The sequence below is a fragment of the Rheinheimera lutimaris genome, assembly GCF_013283795.1.
Classification (GTDB): Bacteria; Pseudomonadota; Gammaproteobacteria; order Enterobacterales; family Alteromonadaceae; genus Alishewanella; species Alishewanella lutimaris.
Genome location: NZ_JABSOD010000007.1, coordinates 123915 through 140432 on the forward strand (window position 1 = coordinate 123915; position 16518 = coordinate 140432).

Genomic DNA, 16518 nt, shown 5'->3' on the forward strand with positions numbered 1-16518 from the left:
GTAAAGTGTTCTGTTAACAATGCGCCGGTGCTGAATTGTATTACTGGTCGGAGTTTAGTGGTTGTTCTGCTACAGCGATTTACAACTGATACAACTGCAGAAATTGCGCTGCCGGCAACTGATTAAACTGCTGTAACAGTTGGCTGAATATTTTGCTGTCGCTGACGCTATCTAATGACTGGATAACTTGCTGCAGGTTAGTGTCTTGCAGGCGGCAGCATTGCTGATAGCGTTGGATCTGTAGATTGAGCGGCGCTTTACCTTGCTGCAGCAATAAGCGCTCTGCAACGACAAAAAACTGCGCGCCGCCCCAGTAGCCCGCGGCAAAGCGGCGCTGGCTAAGCAGTTGTGCGGCGGTCTCGACCATGCTTAATTGGTGCAGATAGTGTTTACGCTGCGGCGTGAATTTCGCATTGATTTCTTTGGTGGCACTGTCAATTAACCCTGCCTGTTGCATGATCCGGTATTGCATATAGCTGGCAAAACCCTCGGCAAACCAGGCATTTTTACGCCCAAGGTAAGGTAGCGCCAGATGGGCTATTTCATGGTAAGCGGTCCAGTCGGCGATAAATTGCTGCTTACTAAACTGCGGCGCAACATAAAAATGCACTTGCTGGCTGTGCTCCCGCCAGGTATTGGCCCAGGGCACCGGCTCTTTGCCGGCGCGACGGTACAGATATAACTGCATTTCAAACGGGTAGGGCCCGAGAGTATTTAGCGTAGCCTGACTGCTAAAGGCCAGCCACTGCTCCAGTTTCAGCTGCTCTGCCGCGCTGAATTCATGCTGCCAGTGCAACTGATGTGGTGGCGTTGCTGCCATGCTGATATTGCCGGCGCTGCCAAGCAGCACCAGCACAACCGCGATAAACTTAGGCACGTTTTTTCAGCAGCAAAGCAATATCATCACTGCTGCTTATTGCTGCTTCATCTTGGTTTACTTTACGCGGTCGCAGTTTTTCGCCCAATACCAGCATGCAGGGGGTTAAAAACAGCGTTAACACAGTAGCGAAGGTTAAACCGCCGGCTATAGCACTGGACAACTGTGTCCACCACTGGGTTGATGGTGCGCCAAAACCCAGGCTGGGCTCCAGCAGGTTAACGTTTACGGCCAGCACCATTGGCAGTAAACCCAGTACCGTGGTAACAGAGGTTAACAGCACCGGCCTCAGGCGCAGGCAACCGGTTTCCAGCGCTGCCTCAAAGGCTGAAAGACCGCTGTCGCGTAATTGGTTATAGGTATCAATCAGTACAATATTGTTATTTACCACTATACCGGCCAGGCCAATAATACCCATGCCTACCATCACGATGCCGAAGCTTTGGCCATTAACCAGCAAGCCTAATAATACGCCGGCGGTGGAGAAAATAATCGCCGATAAGATCAGCAAGCTTTGATACCAGCTGTTAAATTGCACCAGTAAAATCATCAGCATCAGGAAGATAGCGGTTGCAAAGGCCCCCATCAGGAACGTCATTGCCTCTTGCTGGTCGGCGCTTTCGCCGGCGGTTTTTATGTTAACGTTGTCCGGTAGTTTAATATCGCTTGCCAGTAGCGCCTGTAAGCGCTCACTTACCTGAGCGCCCGGGGCTAAATCGCTTTTTATCGTTACCGCGCGGTTGCCATCAATACGCTTGATGACACTGGTTTTGGGTGCCGGTACTAAGGTAACAAAGTTGCTCAGCGGAACCTGACCCCGTGCAGTTTGAATAGTTAACCGGCCCAGTTGATCTAACGAGCGCCAGCTTTGCGGAAACCGTACGCGGATATCCACTTCATCGCTGGCATATTCCGGCCGGAATTTGGCCAGTAATAAGCCGTTACTTATCATCTGCACCGCATTACCCACGGTAAGCACGTCGGCACCAAAGCGTGCGGCGGCTGCGCGGTCTACCTCGATGCGCCATTCAATGCCGGGTAAGCTGCGGTCATCTTCAATATCAACAAAGCCGCCCATTTTTTGCATTTGACTGATAATTTGCGTTACTGCTTGCTCTGTTGCGGCAGCTTCGTTGGCGCTGATTTGCAGCTCTATTGGCTTACCACCTGAGGGGCCTTCTTCCTGCTGGCGAAACTCCAGAATGATACCGGGAATATCCGCAGTAAGCTGACGCATCTCATCCAGAATTGCTGCAGCGCGGCGCCTGTCGTGCCAGTCGATAAACTGAAACTGCAAGGTGCCGACCACATCGGCCGCCAGCTCACCACCGGCGCTGGCTAACGAACGGGCATACAGTGCTTGTACTTCGGATAACCCCAACAAGCGCTGTTCGACTTTTTGCAGCAGGGCATCTTTTTCATAAATCGACATATCGCCGCGGGCCCGCACCCAAACCTGGGCCGACTCTGGCTCTACCGACGGGAAAAACTCCAGGCCGTGGTTGTATTTGCCATAACCAAAGAAAATCAGCACCATGGCGCCAAGCATACCGGCAAAGGTTAACCCGGGCCGGCGCAACAAACGGCCCAGCAGGCCACGATAAGCCTTACCGGCACGGCTTTGCTCTACTTCGTGCGCCGGTGGCTGCGCTTTGCTAAGCCCACCCATTACCGGCAAGAAAATCAGTGCCATAAATAGTGACGCCAGCAAGCACAGAATAACCGTGGCCGGCAGGTATTTCATAAATTGGCCGACGACGCCCGGCCAAAACAGCAATGGCATAAATACCACTACTGTGGTGGCTGTAGAGGCGATTATCGGCCAGGCCATGCGGCCGGCCGCATTGGCCCAGGCTTGTTTCGGCTTTTGCCCTTCAGCTAAGTTACGATCAGCCAGTTCACTGACCACTATGGCGCCGTCTACCAACATGCCGGCCACCAGAATAAGCGCAAACAGTACGATAATGTTCATGGTGTAGCCAAGCATGGCAATCATTAAAATACCGGCGAAAAAAGCTCCGGGTATAGTAATACCGACCAGCAATGCTGAGCGCACGCCCATGGTGGCAATAATCAGAATAAGTACCAGTACCACCGCCGTTAACACGTTGTTCAGTAAGTCTGACAACATGTTTTTTACTTCTTTCGACTGGTCCATAATGTAATTGATGTGCATACTGTCCGGAAACTGTGCACTTGCCTGCTCAATTAAGGCTTTAGTCTGTTCGATGGTGGAAATAATGTTAGCACCGCTGCGTTTTTTCACTTCCAGCACTACAGCCGGTTGGCCGTTAATACGGGCGAAACCGAGCGGATCTATAAAGCTGCGGCTGATGGTTGCCACATCGCCAAAGGTAATAACAGTGTCGCCGTCTACCTTGATAGGCATCGACAATACATCATCTAAATTTTCTATTACGCCGGGTACCTTCATTGCCATCCGGCCGGCACCGGTATCTAAACTGCCGGCCGCAACCAGGCGGTTATTGTTTGATACCAGGCTGAACAGCTGTTGGTAATCCAGGCCATAGCCTTCCAGCACTTGCGGGTCGACCACTATTTCCAGTAAGTCTTCACGATCGCCGCCAATATCCACTTCCAGTACTTCCGGAATCGCTTCAATATTTTCTTGTAACTGCCGGGCGATATACACCAGCTGGTTTTCTGATACCGGGCCGGATAAGCCGACTGACAACACCGGAAATAGCCCTACGTTAATCTCGTTTACTGTAGGTTCATCAGCTTCGCTGGGCAGCTTAGAGCGGGCGGCATCCACTTTTACCCGTACATCAGCCAGCGCCTTGTCGGCGTCGAAACCGGCATCAAATTCCAGCATCACCGAGGCATGGCCTTCGCTGGAGGTAGAAGTCATCTTTTTAATGCCCTCTAACGAGCGCAGCTCATGCTCCATCGGCCGCACCAGCAAACGTTCACCATCCTCGGGGCTGATACCATCGAGCGACATAGACACATACATCATCGGAATGGCGACATCGGGGTTAGCTTCTTTCGGAATCGACTGATAAGCGCTGATGCCGGCGATAAACAAAAACAGCAGCAGCATTAAGCTGGCGCGGCTGCGCTGTATCGCCGCCTGAATAATGCTGTTCATAGTTCAGCTCCGGCTACCCTTACTGAGTCGCCCGGTTTTACAAAGCCGGCACCCTGGGTAATTATTTGGCTGCGTGGCGGTAAACCGCTCACTCTGGCGCCGTTGTTATATGCGGTTAAAATCTGTACCGGATAAAACACCACTTGTTGTTGCTCATCGACCACGGAGACACCCAGGTTGCCGTTATTGTCCAGGCTTAGCAGGGCCGGTGAAATAAGATGTGCCAATACCGGCGTCAGTTGCACTTCTACTGTGGCGCTGGCGCCGGCAATACGCCAAAGTTCGGGGTTGGCGACTGTTACTTCAATATAAAAACTGCGGGTGGCGGTATCAGCAGCATAGCTGATAAAGCTCAGCTCACCCTTCAGTTCTCTGCCATCAAGTAAGCGCAACGTTACGCTTTGGCCTTGTTTTAATGCTGCAATATGCTGCTGCGGTACCTGTGCAGTGACTTTTAATTGATCAATTTGCACCAGTTGCATCAGCTCGGTGCCGGTTTGTATTAAATCACCTACTTCAATATGGCGCCGGTCTACCATGCCGGCAAAAGGCGCTGAGGGCTCTGTTTGGCTTACAGCCAGCATAGCGTTTTGCAGCTCGGCTTCAGCTTGCGCCAGCTCACTTTCCAGCCGTGTCAGTTCGGTGGTGGATAAAAACTGCGCTTTACCCAAAGTGCGGGCGCTGTCCAGTTCGCTTTTACGCAGTTTAAGGTTGGCTTGCGCCTGCGCCAGCTTGGCGGTGCGGCCTTCATCGGATAACCGCAGCAGCTTGTCGCCTTGTTGCACACTGTCACCCTGTTGCTTTAACAGTGCTTTAACCGTGCCGCTTTGTTGCGATTTTATGCTGACACTGCGCCAGGGCAATACCTGACCCTGGGCAATTTGCGTTAATTGATAAGGCGCAGCTTCAGACCAGCGGGTTTCTACCTGTGCCAACTGTGCTTCGGGTACCTGTTGCGCTGCCGGCGCTTCATCTTTAGCGCTGTAGTTGTCACCGCTGAACAGCCAAAACACCAGCATCAGGCTTAATATCATGGCAATAATCACAGGCGAGACAGCAATTTTCTTAAACATAAAATGTCCTTGGCGGCAAAAAGCGGCAGAGCGGGGTTAAGCGTAGTGTGAAATATACCTACAGGCATGAATGTCAGCAAGGATGCAACTGTAAGCAAATATGGCTCGCTGAACATTCTCAGGAGTTATTTCGTCGAACCGACTTGCCCACGCCAACACGCCGTGAACCCATCCCTGGGGGCTCGATTCGGCCATCCTGGCCTGCAACGGTTAGCTTAGGGCAATTCGATTCTCGTTCTGCGAAACAATATCTGTGCTGCGAAGATTACGACTCGCTGCGGGCAAACCGCCCCAGTTGCTGCTGGGTGCGGGCGGTGCCGCTCAACAAATCTTTAGCTGCCTGATCAATTGATGCCATCTGGCTGTAGGCGTCGCTGGTTACCTGTTCAATTGCGCTTAAATGTTGATGGGTATGTTGGTAACGCTGTTCCAGTTGCAGCACCGTGGTATTTATATTTTGAATACCGTTTTTTGCCAGTTGCAGCTCCTGTTGCAACTGGCTGAACTCATCGCCGGTATCGGCAATTTGCTGCTGTGCCTGCCGCGCCTGCTGGTTCAGGCTTTGTGACTCGGTGCGGGTTTCGCTTACCAAATGCTCCATTTCATTTAAAAAGCCGGAAATTTGTTTGGTGGCATCATTTACTTTGGCTGCCAGGGTGCGCACCTCATCCGCCACTACGGCAAAACCGCGGCCGGCGTCGCCGGCGCGGGCGGCTTCAATGGCAGCATTTAATGCCAGCAGGTTAGTTTGGTCGGAAAAGGTTTCTACCATCACCAGAATTTGCCGTACGTTTTCGGAGTTTTTATGCAGGCCGTTTATGGTGCTGCCAAAGCTGTCGAGCAATTTTACAATGCCGGATAACTGGCCGCTTAATTGCTGCATTTGGCTACTGGCAACTTTGGCTTTGTCTACCGCCACGCCGGATACCTGATTTACCTCATCGCCGTGCTGCACTATATCAGCCAGATTTTGCAATACCTGGTCACTGTCGCGGCGAATTTGCCCGCTACGCTGTTCGGTATCCTGCAAATGGCTGCGGGTGCTTTTTACCGCGCCTGACACCTGCTCGTTAACTAAATGTGTTTCGCCGGCCTGTTGGTGAATATCACCCAGCAACACCCCCAACTGGCTGACAAACTGGTTATATTCTTCCGACAGGGTACGAAACTCATCAAAGGTAAAAGCCGGCAGGCGGTGGTTTAAATCAGTGCCTTTGCGGTTGGTATCGTGTAAAGCTGACACCAGCGCTTTTACCGGCCGTACGATTAAATAGTGCATATAGCCAATGGTAAAGACAAATGCGCCGGTACCCAGTATCAGCAGAGCCCACCAGCGGGCATTTGCACCGCTGTCGGGGTAAGCAAGGTAAAGCGCGAAAAAGAAAAATACCGCTAAAAAGCTGATATTACCCACAATTTTCCGGCTTAAACTGCCGAAAAATGTGCGTTCAATAAACAGATAAAGGGAGGTGAAACCGTTCATAAGTCGCAATTCCTGCCACGTTATATACCAGCAAAGCAGCATAACATAGCAATTTTACGCTCGCGACCCTGCCGGCGTCACGCGCTTTGATCTGCAACAAAGCCGCGTCAGATAGCCAGCTTACGACTGATAAACCAGCCGGCAACCATGGCAGCAATAAACGCCAGAGTGCCACTGCTACCGGAGCTGATGGCGGCAAGCGCCGGGCCAGGGCAATAGCCGACCAGGCCCCAGCCGGCACCGAATATTAGTGAGCCGATAACCAGCGGTTTATCTAAATCTTTTTTGCCTGGCAAACTAAACTGCGCCGCAAATAGCGGTTTGTCTTTTTTGCCGAATAGCCAATAACCTGTGCTGTACACCGCCAAAGCTGCGGCCATAACCAGCACTAAACTGGGATCCCAGTTGGCGTTCAGCGTTAAAAAGCCCAATACTTTGTTTGGGTCGATCATCTGTGAGTAAGCAATACCGGCTGACATCAGTAACCCGGCAACGAAAGCAATAATAATTGGCATGGCAGTCTCCTTAACGCAGCAGGGTGGCAACCAGCATGCCGCTAAACATAAACAGCACAGTGGCGGTGATGGAACGCGGTGATAAACGGCTGATACCGCAAATACCATGGCCGGAGGTGCAGCCGCTGCCCCAGCCTGTGCCAACACCCACCAGTAAACCGGCAACGATAACCTGCCAGCTAAGCTCTGGCGTGCTGTAACTGAAATCAGCCAGCAGGGTGGCTATCAGTAAGGGCCCGGCGATAACACCGGCTAAAAATGCCAGGCGCCAGCTGCGGCCATCGCCGGAGAACAGCGCTGAGCCGGCGATACCGGAAATACCGGCAATACGGCCGGAAAACACAAATAATATCACTGCGCCCAAGCCTATCATGCCGCCGCCAATTAAGGCCGTATACGGGGTAAAGTTGTCCATGTTGTGCTCCTTACTGTGTTGAACCGCTGATTACTGCTTAACCGCTAAGCCGGCATCCAGCCAGGCTTGCATGCCACCTGCTACTGAATACACATCAGTAAAGCCCATGCGCTGCAATGACTCTGCCGCCAGCGCCGAGCGGGCGCCTGAGCGGCAAATCAGATACAGCGGGCTTTGAGCCAGTTGCGCCAGTGCCATATCCGGGGCACAGCCGCTGGCTGCCACTTTCGGATGATTATGAATGTTCATCTCCAGCACGCCGCGTGGATAATTTACTGCGCCGACAATATGCTGCTGCGCAAATTCGGCCGGCTCGCGCACATCGACCAATACTGTTTCTGCATCGCTGCTCAAAGCGGCGTGAAGATCATTAATAGTAACTTCCTTAATGGCCGCTTTTGCTTCGGCGATAAGTTGTTGTGAAGTTTTCATTGGATGCTCCTGTTAACTGACATTAAAGGACAGATTGATAAATAACGACGGCAGCCATGATCACTAAGAAGATGGCAAAGCCGCGCTGCAGTTGCTGTTTGGGTAAGCGCTTGCCCACGGCTGCGCCAACATAGCTACCGGCAATACCGGCGATAATCATCAGGCCAATGGTGCTCCAGTCAAATACCGCACCGTCTGCCGCCATCACCCAATAGTATTTGCCAAAACCGACAAAGGATTTCATCGCAATAATAACCAGGCTGGTTGCCACCCCAACCGGCATACTTAAACCGCCCAGCAGCACCAGCGCCGGCACGATTAAAAAGCCACCGCCGACGCCAACAAAGCCGGTTATGGCCCCAACTGCCAGGCCGTCGATAACAATTTTTACCGGTTTAAACGCTTTGCCATTGCCAAGTTCGCCAACCTTGCTGCGCCACATCATCACCGCAGCCACCAGCATCAGCAGGGCAAACACCAGCAATTGCCAGCGGGCATCTACCAGGGTACCCAGCCAGGCACCACCGTAGGTGCCGGCCATGCCGGGGATACCAAACCACAACACATGGCGCCAGCTGATCAGCCGTTGCAAACCATTACGTACTGAGCCGAATAAGCTGATGCCAGCGACAATTAACAGCGACGACGCTATCGCCAACTGCGGCGGCATGTGCAACAGGTACAACAATACCGGTACAGTAAGAATAGAGCCGCCAGAGCCAAACAAGCCTAAACTTAAGCCAATCACCAGGGCACCGAGCAAAGCTAACATAATGACTTTACCTTATATAACATAATGGAATATGCTTATAACACGAATTGCATTCTAGAGTGATTTTGGTTAAGCTGCAATCAAAATTTAGCATATTCTAATTTACGAGGTGTGTATGAGCGCTGACAAGCTGCATATTGAAATGTTTTTCGACCCCGACAGCTCAACTTTCAGTTATGTGGTGGTTGATACCGGCAGTGCCAGCGCGGCTATTATTGACCCGGTGCTCAATTACGACGCTGCTGCCGGCGAGGTGACCACCCTGGATGCAGATAAGATGTTGGCGTACATTGCGGCCAATAAGCTTAGCGTACAGTGGATTTTAGAAACCCACGCTCATGCTGATCATTTATCGGCGGCAGATTATCTGCACCGTAAAACCGGCGCACCGGTGGCCATAGGCGAGGGCATTAAAAAAGTGCAGCACACTTTTAAGCTGGTGTTTAATCTGGGCGATGATGAGCTGCTGGCGAAGGGCGATTATTTTCATAAGTTGTTTGCGGATAACGAGTGCTTCAATATCGGCAGTTTAACCGCGCAGGTGCTTAACACCCCGGGCCATACCAACGACAGTGTAAGTTATTTGATTGCCGGCAATTTGTTTGTCGGTGACTCGCTGTTTATGCCGGACGCCGGCACAGCGCGCTGCGATTTCCCGGGCGGTGATGCGCATATTTTGTATCGTTCTGTGCAGCGCATTTATCAGCTGCCGGATGAGACAAAAATTTATATGTGCCATGACTATCAGCCGGGCGGGCGTGAGCTGAAATACCAAACCAGCGTAGCCGAGCAAAAGGCGCAGAATATTCATGTAAAGGCCGGCACGCCGGAGCAGGAGTTTGTGCAAAAACGTGAAGCGCGCGATAAAACCCTGGCGGTACCACGGTTGATTTATCCGGCGGTGCAGGTGAATATCCGTGGTGGTCAGCTACCAAAAGTTGAACACAATGGCGTAAGTTATATCAAAATCCCGTTAAAACAGCGCTGAGTTTAGCTTGAAACGATCGGCTGACACTGACAGCCGATCGTTTTTGCACTATAAACCGTACACCTGCTGAACAATTAAGCAACGGGAAGCGTACGGATGACAAACAAAGCACAACAGCCCTCAACTCAGATATCCGCTCAGGCTTATAAGCTGTACGACAAATACGCCCATGGCATGCTTAGCCGGCGCGATTTTTTTGCCGCTATGGCCGGCCTGGCGGTAAACGCGGTGCTTGCCACCACCTTTATCAACAGCATGTTGCCCAACTATGCCTTGGCACAGCAGGTGTCGTTTAATGACGCTGATATTATTGCCAGCTACCAAAAGTTTGCATCACCGCAAGGCCACGGTGAAGGCCGCGGTTATCTGGTAAAGCCCAAAAATGCCTCAGCTGCCTTGCCTGCGGTGCTGGTGATCCACGAAAACCGCGGCTTAAACCCTTATATTGAAGATGTCGCACGCCGCTTAGCTAAAGCCGGTTTTATTGCTTTTGCCCCCGATGCCCTGTGGCCATTGGGTGGCTACCCGGGGAACGATGATGATGGGCGCGATATGCAGCGCAGCCTCGAGCCGGCAAAAATAGTCGCAGATTTAAAGGCCGCCGCACAGTGGCTGAAACAGCTTGAAGGCAGCAGTGGCAAGTTGGGGGTAGTGGGCTTTTGTTTTGGTGGCGCCATGACCGGCCGATTAGCGGCAGAGCTGCCTGATATCGTCGATGCCGGCGTGCCGTTTTATGGCTCACCACCACCGGCAGACAGTATCGGTAATATTAAAGCGCCGCTGTTGGTGCAACTGGGCGAACTGGACGAGCGGGTAAACGCCATGTGGCCAGCGGCAGAAGCGCTGTTTAAGCAGCACAAACTGGATTACAAAATTGAAATGTATCCGGCATCGCACCATGGTTTTCATAATGATTCGACAGCGCGCTATAACAAAGAGATGGCCGAACTGGCCTGGCAGCGCACGCTGGCGTTTTTCCGCCAACATCTGGGCTAACAACTTGTTTGTTACTAATGTTTTAGCGTAACCTGCCTGCAAGCAATTCAGACAAGGTTACCGCATGAGAATAGCGTTGTTAGGGCTTGGCGACATAGCGCAAAAAGCCTACTTACCCTTAATGGCGGCTATGCCGGGTATAACGCCGCTGCTGTGCACCCGGCAAGCGCCACTGTTGCAACAGTTGATGCAGCAGTACCGTATTAAGGAGGGCTATACTGAGCTTACACAGTTGATTGCCGCCCGGCCGGATGCGGTGATGATCCACAGCAGTACCGACAGCCATTTCAGTATCGCAACGGCCTTGCTTAACGCCGGTATAGCGGTATTTATTGATAAACCACTCAGTTACCAACTGGCCGAGTGTGAACAATTACTGGCACTGGCCGAGCGTAAAAATCTGTTGTTGTTTGTTGGTTTTAACCGCCGCTATGTGCCGTTATATCAGCCGGCATTGGCGGTTACGCCGATACAGCTGCAGTATCAGAAAAACCGGCACAACCTGCCGGCCGATACCCGCACCTTTGTCTATGACGATTTTATTCATCTGCTGGATTTTGCCCACTTTGCTACCTCATTACATAATCGCGGTAATTTCACCCCTACGGTGCATGGTCACTTTACCGACGGCCAATTAGGCTGTGTACAGGTAAGCTGGCATGCGGGCAATACCATGGTGTCGGCGTCAATGAACCGCCTGGCGGGTGGCAATTTTGAGCGGCTGGAGTATTTTGCCGTTAATCAGCACTGGCAGGTAGATAATCTGGTGCAGGGCCAGCTAACGGCGGATAACCGGCAACAGCAGCTGGCGGTAAACGACTGGCACGACACCCTATACAAACGCGGTTTTGTTTCAATGCTGCAGGCATTTATTCAACAACTGGCAAAAGGCGGCACTAACAGCGCGCAAAATAAAACCCTGCTTAGCAGCCATCAGCTGTGTGAGTTTGTGGTGCAACAACTGCAACAATAAAAAAGACCGATCAGAAGGTTGGGGTTCTGATCGGCCGAATACCATCAAGGGTAACACGCAGACTATATGCTATATAACAGCCGGCGCACCGGTTTTGATGCAGCGCAATAATAGCGCTGTTAAACCAGGCAACCCAGCAACAAAATGTAAGGTTTTATATCGGCGTAACACCTTGTTGCGTTGCCGGCATGGGTAGTTAAGCCACAAGCTGGTAAACTAGCGGCTGATATTTAGCGTTGGAGGCTGTAGTGCGTTACCCGTGGATTTTATTTGATGCCGACGAAACCTTATTTCATTTTGATGCCTTCGCCGGGCTGCAGTTGATGTTCTCCCGTCAGCAGTATCAGTTTAGCGCAGACGAATATGAGTATTATCAATCCATTAATCTGCCGTTATGGCAACAGTATCAGCTGGGCGACATCAGTGCACTGCAATTACAGGTCAACCGTTTTACGCCCTGGGCAGAAAAGCTCGGCCAAACTGCCGGCGCGTTAAACAGCGCCTTTATGCAGGCGATGGCCGATATTTGCACGCCGCTGCCAGGCGCCACAGAGCTGATTAATGCGCTGAAGGGGCGGGCCAAGCTGGGCATTATTACCAATGGTTTTACCGAACTGCAGCAAATACGACTGCAGCGCACCGGTTTTGCTGATGTATTTGACACCTTAGTGATCTCAGAGCAGGTTGGCGTTGCTAAACCGCATATCGACATTTTTAACCATGCGTTTTCCTTAATGGGCCATCCACCTAAACAGCACATATTAATGGTGGGCGATAACCCGCATGCGGATATTCAGGGTGGCATTAATGCCGGTATCGACACCTGCTGGTTAAACCGTCACGGCGCTGCGCGGCCACAGGGTATAACACCGCACCATGAAGTCAGCTCGCTTGAGCAATTGCAGCAGTGGTTGTTGGGCTAGCAGGGGGCACTGCAAAAGCAAACCGGCCAGGTTGATGCAGAACATTATTTAATCAGCTGATACTGCTGCGCTGCAGTGTCAGTTTGCAAACCAAAATGCCCCGGCAGGTAGTTATAGCTGGCATTTTCACCCCAGATACTGCTGCTGTAGCCTTTGGTCAGTAAGTAGTTATAAGTGTTATTCCAGCTCGCCGGTGTGGCGGTATTGCCGTGCACCAGCACCACAGCATCAACACAAGCCGCCTGCAGCATCAGGCTGCAACTGGCAAAAAGGGTAACAAGGGCGGTAAGTAGATAATTTTTATAGTTATACATGGTATTAGCTCCTGTTGGGTTACCACACAAGCTAAGCAGTTGGTGAAAAAGGCACCATAGCACTTTAGTGCTGAGGTGTTTTGCCAAACAAGCATCAAGTCGTTAATTGCAATACATAAACTTGTAATAGCGAAGTTTCATAACAGTGCGCCAGCAATGTCAAAAACTGTTAATACATACAGTTATATTTGGGTTTTTATATATTATCGGTCAGATATCCCGTTAACACTGCATATAAGCTGGTTGCCGGTTTTATTTACATGCTATAGATTAGGTACTTAACGCGAAGGGCGCAGAAATATAATGCAAAGCTCCCGAAATATAACGCATGCTTGTTTTTCCAAATTGTGAAAATAGAAGTTGAATAATTATGGTTATTTTTCAGTGGATTACCTGGGATTGTTTCCTCTATAGGAATTGACAAAACGAGCATGCACAAGAATAAAATGTTAGTTTCGATAGGAGTACTAATTTGCAATCGGTAACTTTTAATATAGTCGTTGGCATAGTTACAGGTTTAATAACAGCAACTGTCTTATTAATAATTAAAAGTATTTTCTTCTCCAGCTTTCTACCTTGGTATCGCCAGGTTATGTATAGAGGATTAAAAATCGAGGGAAGCTGGCACTCAATTTCTAGAGCTCAGAAAGTGCTAATAGAAATAAATCAGGCTTGTGAAAAACTAACAGGCAAGGCAACTGTTTTGTTAGCAAAAGATAATTTTCCGGAATCTACCCGCCAGAACCTTGAAATTGACGACATAAGAACCTTTGATGTTAAAGGGGAAATTTCAGAACGGTTTGTTAGCTTGCAACTAAAACACACCGACCGAAGTAGATTGGGTGTAGTTAATTATTTGCTACAAGTGGATGGCGATGGCACAAAACTAGCTGGAAAAGCAAATTGGTATGCTCCGCTTGGCTCAGGCATTCATTCAGGTAGTGAGACTTTTTATAGAGATGAAGCCAGAGCGCAAAGGTCCATGGAAAGGGAGCAAGTTGAAGATTCGGTAAGTTATTTAGAACTTGAGGCTATCGAGGAGTCTGAAATAGAAGACGCTGTCTCATCAGAGGAGAATGAAACTAACAAACAAAGCAAGGCGGACGCTTAACAGCGCCGCTTCTTTGGGCGTTAAATGCCGTCCGATGCAGGCCTCAATCTAGCCGTACTGGTGCAATTTGTACTTTTGAATAGGATATCTCATGACCATTCGATCTATGTTTCAAATTGTAAGTGCAGTAATGCTGTTAATCGCTTTTTTGTCGACTGGATTGTACATACTGTATATCAGTGAGATTAGCGCAAGTCCGTTACCGAACCCGCTATCGGGATGGCCGAAAGTGATTTTCGGAATCTTTCTGATGACCTGCATGGTGATGGGAATGGTAGCCAATTACCTTTGGGATCTCTTCAATGCAGGTAAATCATGGCTTGACATTACCTGGCGGGGTATTGCGTTACCGATTCTTGTTTCGCCCATCGTGTTTTTTACTGTTTGGTCCATGTGGAAAGGCGATCCAATTTCCTTTGGTTTGCCACTCTTTGCGTTTCAGAATGGTTTCTTTTGGCAGGTTATTTTTAGCAAAGCTGGGCCTAGATCGGCCTAACAAACCGTTTCTCAGCGACAAAAGTATGTTGGCGCCAGAACAGGGGCGTTAGCTACAGTCGAAATAAGTATGTCGGTCTGCAAAGACAAAGCCCGCAAAAGCGGGCTTTGTCTTTTAACAGCTAGCTGTTACCAGCCGCACTGCATACCTTTGTTTTGCTCGTCTAAATAAGCTTGTAGCGGGGCGAAGTAATCCAGTATTGCGGTGGCGTCCATTTCCGGCTTGCCGGTTACTACTTCAAGCGCTTGCTGCCAGCTTTGGCTGGAGCCCATTTCCAGCATCTGGTTTAGCTTGGCGCCGGCCTCTTTGCTGTTGTATATCGAGCAGCGATGCACCGCACCTTCGTTACCGGCGATATCACACAATGCCTTGTGGAACTGGAACTGCAAAATATGCGCTAAGAAATAACGGGTGTAGGGTACATTGCCCGGCACATGGTATTTGGCACCCGGATCAAAATCAGCTTCTGAGCGCTCTATTGGAGCAGCTACGCCCTGGTATTTCTCGCGCAGTTGCCACCAGCTTTGGTTGTATTGCTCCGGCGTGATATGGCCGTTAAACACCTGCCAGCGCCATTGATCGACTAACAAGCCAAAGGGCACAAAGGCAATTTTGTCCATCGCCATTTTCAGCAACAGGCCAATGTCTTTGCTCTCGTCCGGTACCTTATCCAGTAAACCAATTTGTTTTAAGTAATCCGGCGTGACCGACAGGGCAATGGTGTCGCCGATAGCTTCGTGGAAGCCGTCGTTAGCACTTTCCTGATAATACACCGGCTGATCTTTATAGGCGCGCTGGTAATAGTTGTGGCCCAATTCGTGGTGAATAACCGAGAACTCTTCACCGGTGCGCTGAATACACATTTTAATGCGCAGATCGTCTTTGGCATCTAAATCCCAGGCGGAAGCATGGCATTCCACGTCGCGATCGGCAGGCTTGGTAAACAGTGAGCGCTGGTAGAAAGTGTCCGGCAGCGGGGCAAAACCCAGCGAGCTGAAAAACGCTTCGGCGCCACGCACCATTTTAATTTCGTCGTAGTTATGTTTAGCTAAAAGCTCGGTAACGTCATATCCCGGATCGGCGTCTTTCGGTGCGACTAAGTCGTATACATTACCCCAGCTTTGCGCCCACATATTGCCCAGCAGATGTGCCGGAATCGGTTTGTCCAGCGGCACTTTGTCGGCACCGTATTGCTCAGATAATTTGCTGCGTACATGGCAGTGCAGTGATTCATACAATGGCTTTACTTGATCCCAGACGCGGTCCAGCTCTTTGGCAAAATCATCGGCCGGCATATCGTACTTAGAGCGCCACATCGCGCCGGTATCGGCATAGCCCAGCTCTTTGGCACCTTCATTGGTCAGCTCAATTAGGCGGGTGTAAAGCGGTCGCATCGGCTTGCTGATCTCACGCCAGCCCTGCCACATTTCCAGCTGTTCGTCATAGTCGCGGCTACTGGCCATAATGGCTGACATCTCACCCAGCGACAAACACTTACCGTCGGCTTTGCAGTATTTTCCTTTACCGTAGATGCCGCCCAAATCAGCAACAATTTTTGCCATTTCGGCGGTTTTGGCTGCATCTTGTGGTGCGGGTAAGGTTAGTGCCAGCTTGAGTTTATCCAGCTTGCGCCGGCTGTCATTTGATAACGCCACCTGGTCAAATTTTGCCGCGGCTGTGGCCAACTGCACCATTTCAACGGTCAGCTTCTCATTGACATCAGCGGCCAGTGACGCGGTATCTTCGGTAATAAAGTTTGAGTAAATCCACTCGGCGCGGTTGGACTCTTTGTACAGCTGTACCAGCTTGGTTTCAGTTTCAGCCAGAAACGCCTGTGCATCGGCTTCGGTAAGTTGTTTTTGTTCCGCCTGCTGTGGTGCGTCGGCTTGTTGCTGTGGGCTGCAGCCGCCCAGCAGTAAAGCAGAACCCACCAGTAACGCGGTGGCAGAGAGTTTAAATGTGATCATAGGGTACCTTTTTCATTGTTGTTTGTGTTTTGTTATAAAAAGATGGCCGTGGATTAACTGCACCAGTATAA

16 protein-coding genes are annotated in these 16518 nt (G+C 50.6%); 6 read left to right on the forward strand and 10 right to left on the reverse strand.

From position 1 onward, the window contains the following. Positions 1-79 precede the first annotated feature (79 nt). From HRH59_RS09120 to HRH59_RS09155, 8 genes are all read right to left on the reverse strand, one after another. On the reverse strand, positions 80-877 hold the full coding sequence (locus tag HRH59_RS09120) for a gluzincin family metallopeptidase (protein ID WP_173500966.1): 798 nt from the start codon (positions 875-877) through the stop codon (positions 80-82). Beyond that, a complete protein-coding gene (locus HRH59_RS09125; protein ID WP_173500967.1) occupies positions 870-3989 on the reverse strand; it encodes an efflux RND transporter permease subunit in 3120 nt (1039 codons plus the stop codon). The genes HRH59_RS09120 and HRH59_RS09125 overlap by 8 nt, the downstream gene beginning before the upstream one ends. Continuing rightward, on the reverse strand, positions 3986-5062 hold the full coding sequence (locus HRH59_RS09130; protein WP_173500968.1) for an efflux RND transporter periplasmic adaptor subunit: 1077 nt from the start codon (positions 5060-5062) through the stop codon (positions 3986-3988). Before HRH59_RS09130 ends, HRH59_RS09125 begins: the two co-directional genes overlap by 4 nt. Before the next feature lie 265 nt (positions 5063-5327). Further along, positions 5328-6545 (reverse strand): methyl-accepting chemotaxis protein, encoded by a 1218-nt coding sequence (locus HRH59_RS09135; protein ID WP_173500969.1) that lies wholly within the window; start codon positions 6543-6545, stop codon positions 5328-5330. A 107-nt stretch (positions 6546-6652) separates the two neighbouring features. Continuing rightward, the gene (locus HRH59_RS09140) at positions 6653-7060 is read right to left on the reverse strand and encodes a DUF6691 family protein (protein ID WP_173500970.1); all 408 of its coding nucleotides are present in this window, start codon (positions 7058-7060) and stop codon (positions 6653-6655) included. Between the two features lie 10 nt (positions 7061-7070). Beyond that, positions 7071-7475, reverse strand: a complete 405-nt coding sequence (locus tag HRH59_RS09145; protein ID WP_173500971.1) for a YeeE/YedE family protein — start codon at positions 7473-7475, stop codon at positions 7071-7073. A 30-nt stretch (positions 7476-7505) separates the two neighbouring features. Continuing rightward, positions 7506-7907, reverse strand: a complete 402-nt coding sequence (locus HRH59_RS09150; RefSeq protein ID WP_173500972.1) for a rhodanese-like domain-containing protein — start codon at positions 7905-7907, stop codon at positions 7506-7508. A 22-nt stretch (positions 7908-7929) separates the two neighbouring features. Continuing rightward, entirely contained in the window at positions 7930-8679 is a 750-nt protein-coding gene (locus HRH59_RS09155) for a sulfite exporter TauE/SafE family protein (RefSeq protein WP_173500973.1), read from the reverse strand. A 115-nt stretch (positions 8680-8794) separates the two neighbouring features. Here HRH59_RS09155 and HRH59_RS09160 point away from each other — a divergent pair, with 115 nt between their 5' ends. The 4 genes from HRH59_RS09160 to yjjG all read left to right on the forward strand — a co-directional run bounded on the left by HRH59_RS09160 (position 8795) and on the right by yjjG (position 12559). Continuing rightward, positions 8795-9667, forward strand: coding sequence for an MBL fold metallo-hydrolase (locus HRH59_RS09160; protein WP_173500974.1), 873 nt, complete (start codon positions 8795-8797; stop codon positions 9665-9667). Between the two features lie 96 nt (positions 9668-9763). Then, complete coding sequence (locus HRH59_RS09165; protein ID WP_173500975.1) at positions 9764-10663, forward strand: dienelactone hydrolase family protein; 900 nt, start codon at positions 9764-9766, stop codon at positions 10661-10663. 64 nt (positions 10664-10727) lie between these two features. Beyond that, positions 10728-11636 carry a Gfo/Idh/MocA family protein gene (locus HRH59_RS09170; RefSeq protein WP_173500976.1) on the forward strand — a complete coding sequence of 303 codons (909 nt, stop codon included), beginning with the start codon at positions 10728-10730 and terminating at the stop codon, positions 11634-11636. Between the two features lie 248 nt (positions 11637-11884). Continuing rightward, positions 11885-12559, forward strand: a complete 675-nt coding sequence (yjjG, locus tag HRH59_RS09175; protein ID WP_173500977.1) for a pyrimidine 5'-nucleotidase — start codon at positions 11885-11887, stop codon at positions 12557-12559. 44 nt (positions 12560-12603) lie between these two features. Here the strand turns inward: yjjG and HRH59_RS09180 are convergent, their stop codons facing one another. Continuing rightward, a complete protein-coding gene (locus HRH59_RS09180; protein WP_173500978.1) occupies positions 12604-12873 on the reverse strand; it encodes a lipase family protein in 270 nt (89 codons plus the stop codon). Between the two features lie 472 nt (positions 12874-13345). Here HRH59_RS09180 and HRH59_RS09185 point away from each other — a divergent pair, with 472 nt between their 5' ends. Then, entirely contained in the window at positions 13346-13984 is a 639-nt protein-coding gene (locus HRH59_RS09185) for a hypothetical protein (protein WP_173500979.1), read from the forward strand. Positions 13985-14075: 91 nt separating this feature from the next. Next, on the forward strand, positions 14076-14480 hold the full coding sequence (locus HRH59_RS09190) for a hypothetical protein (RefSeq protein WP_173500980.1): 405 nt from the start codon (positions 14076-14078) through the stop codon (positions 14478-14480). 128 nt (positions 14481-14608) lie between these two features. Here HRH59_RS09190 and HRH59_RS09195 read toward each other — a convergent pair whose 3' ends face one another. Next, on the reverse strand, positions 14609-16447 hold the full coding sequence (locus tag HRH59_RS09195) for a M2 family metallopeptidase (protein ID WP_173500981.1): 1839 nt from the start codon (positions 16445-16447) through the stop codon (positions 14609-14611). Positions 16448-16518: the final 71 nt, after the last annotated feature.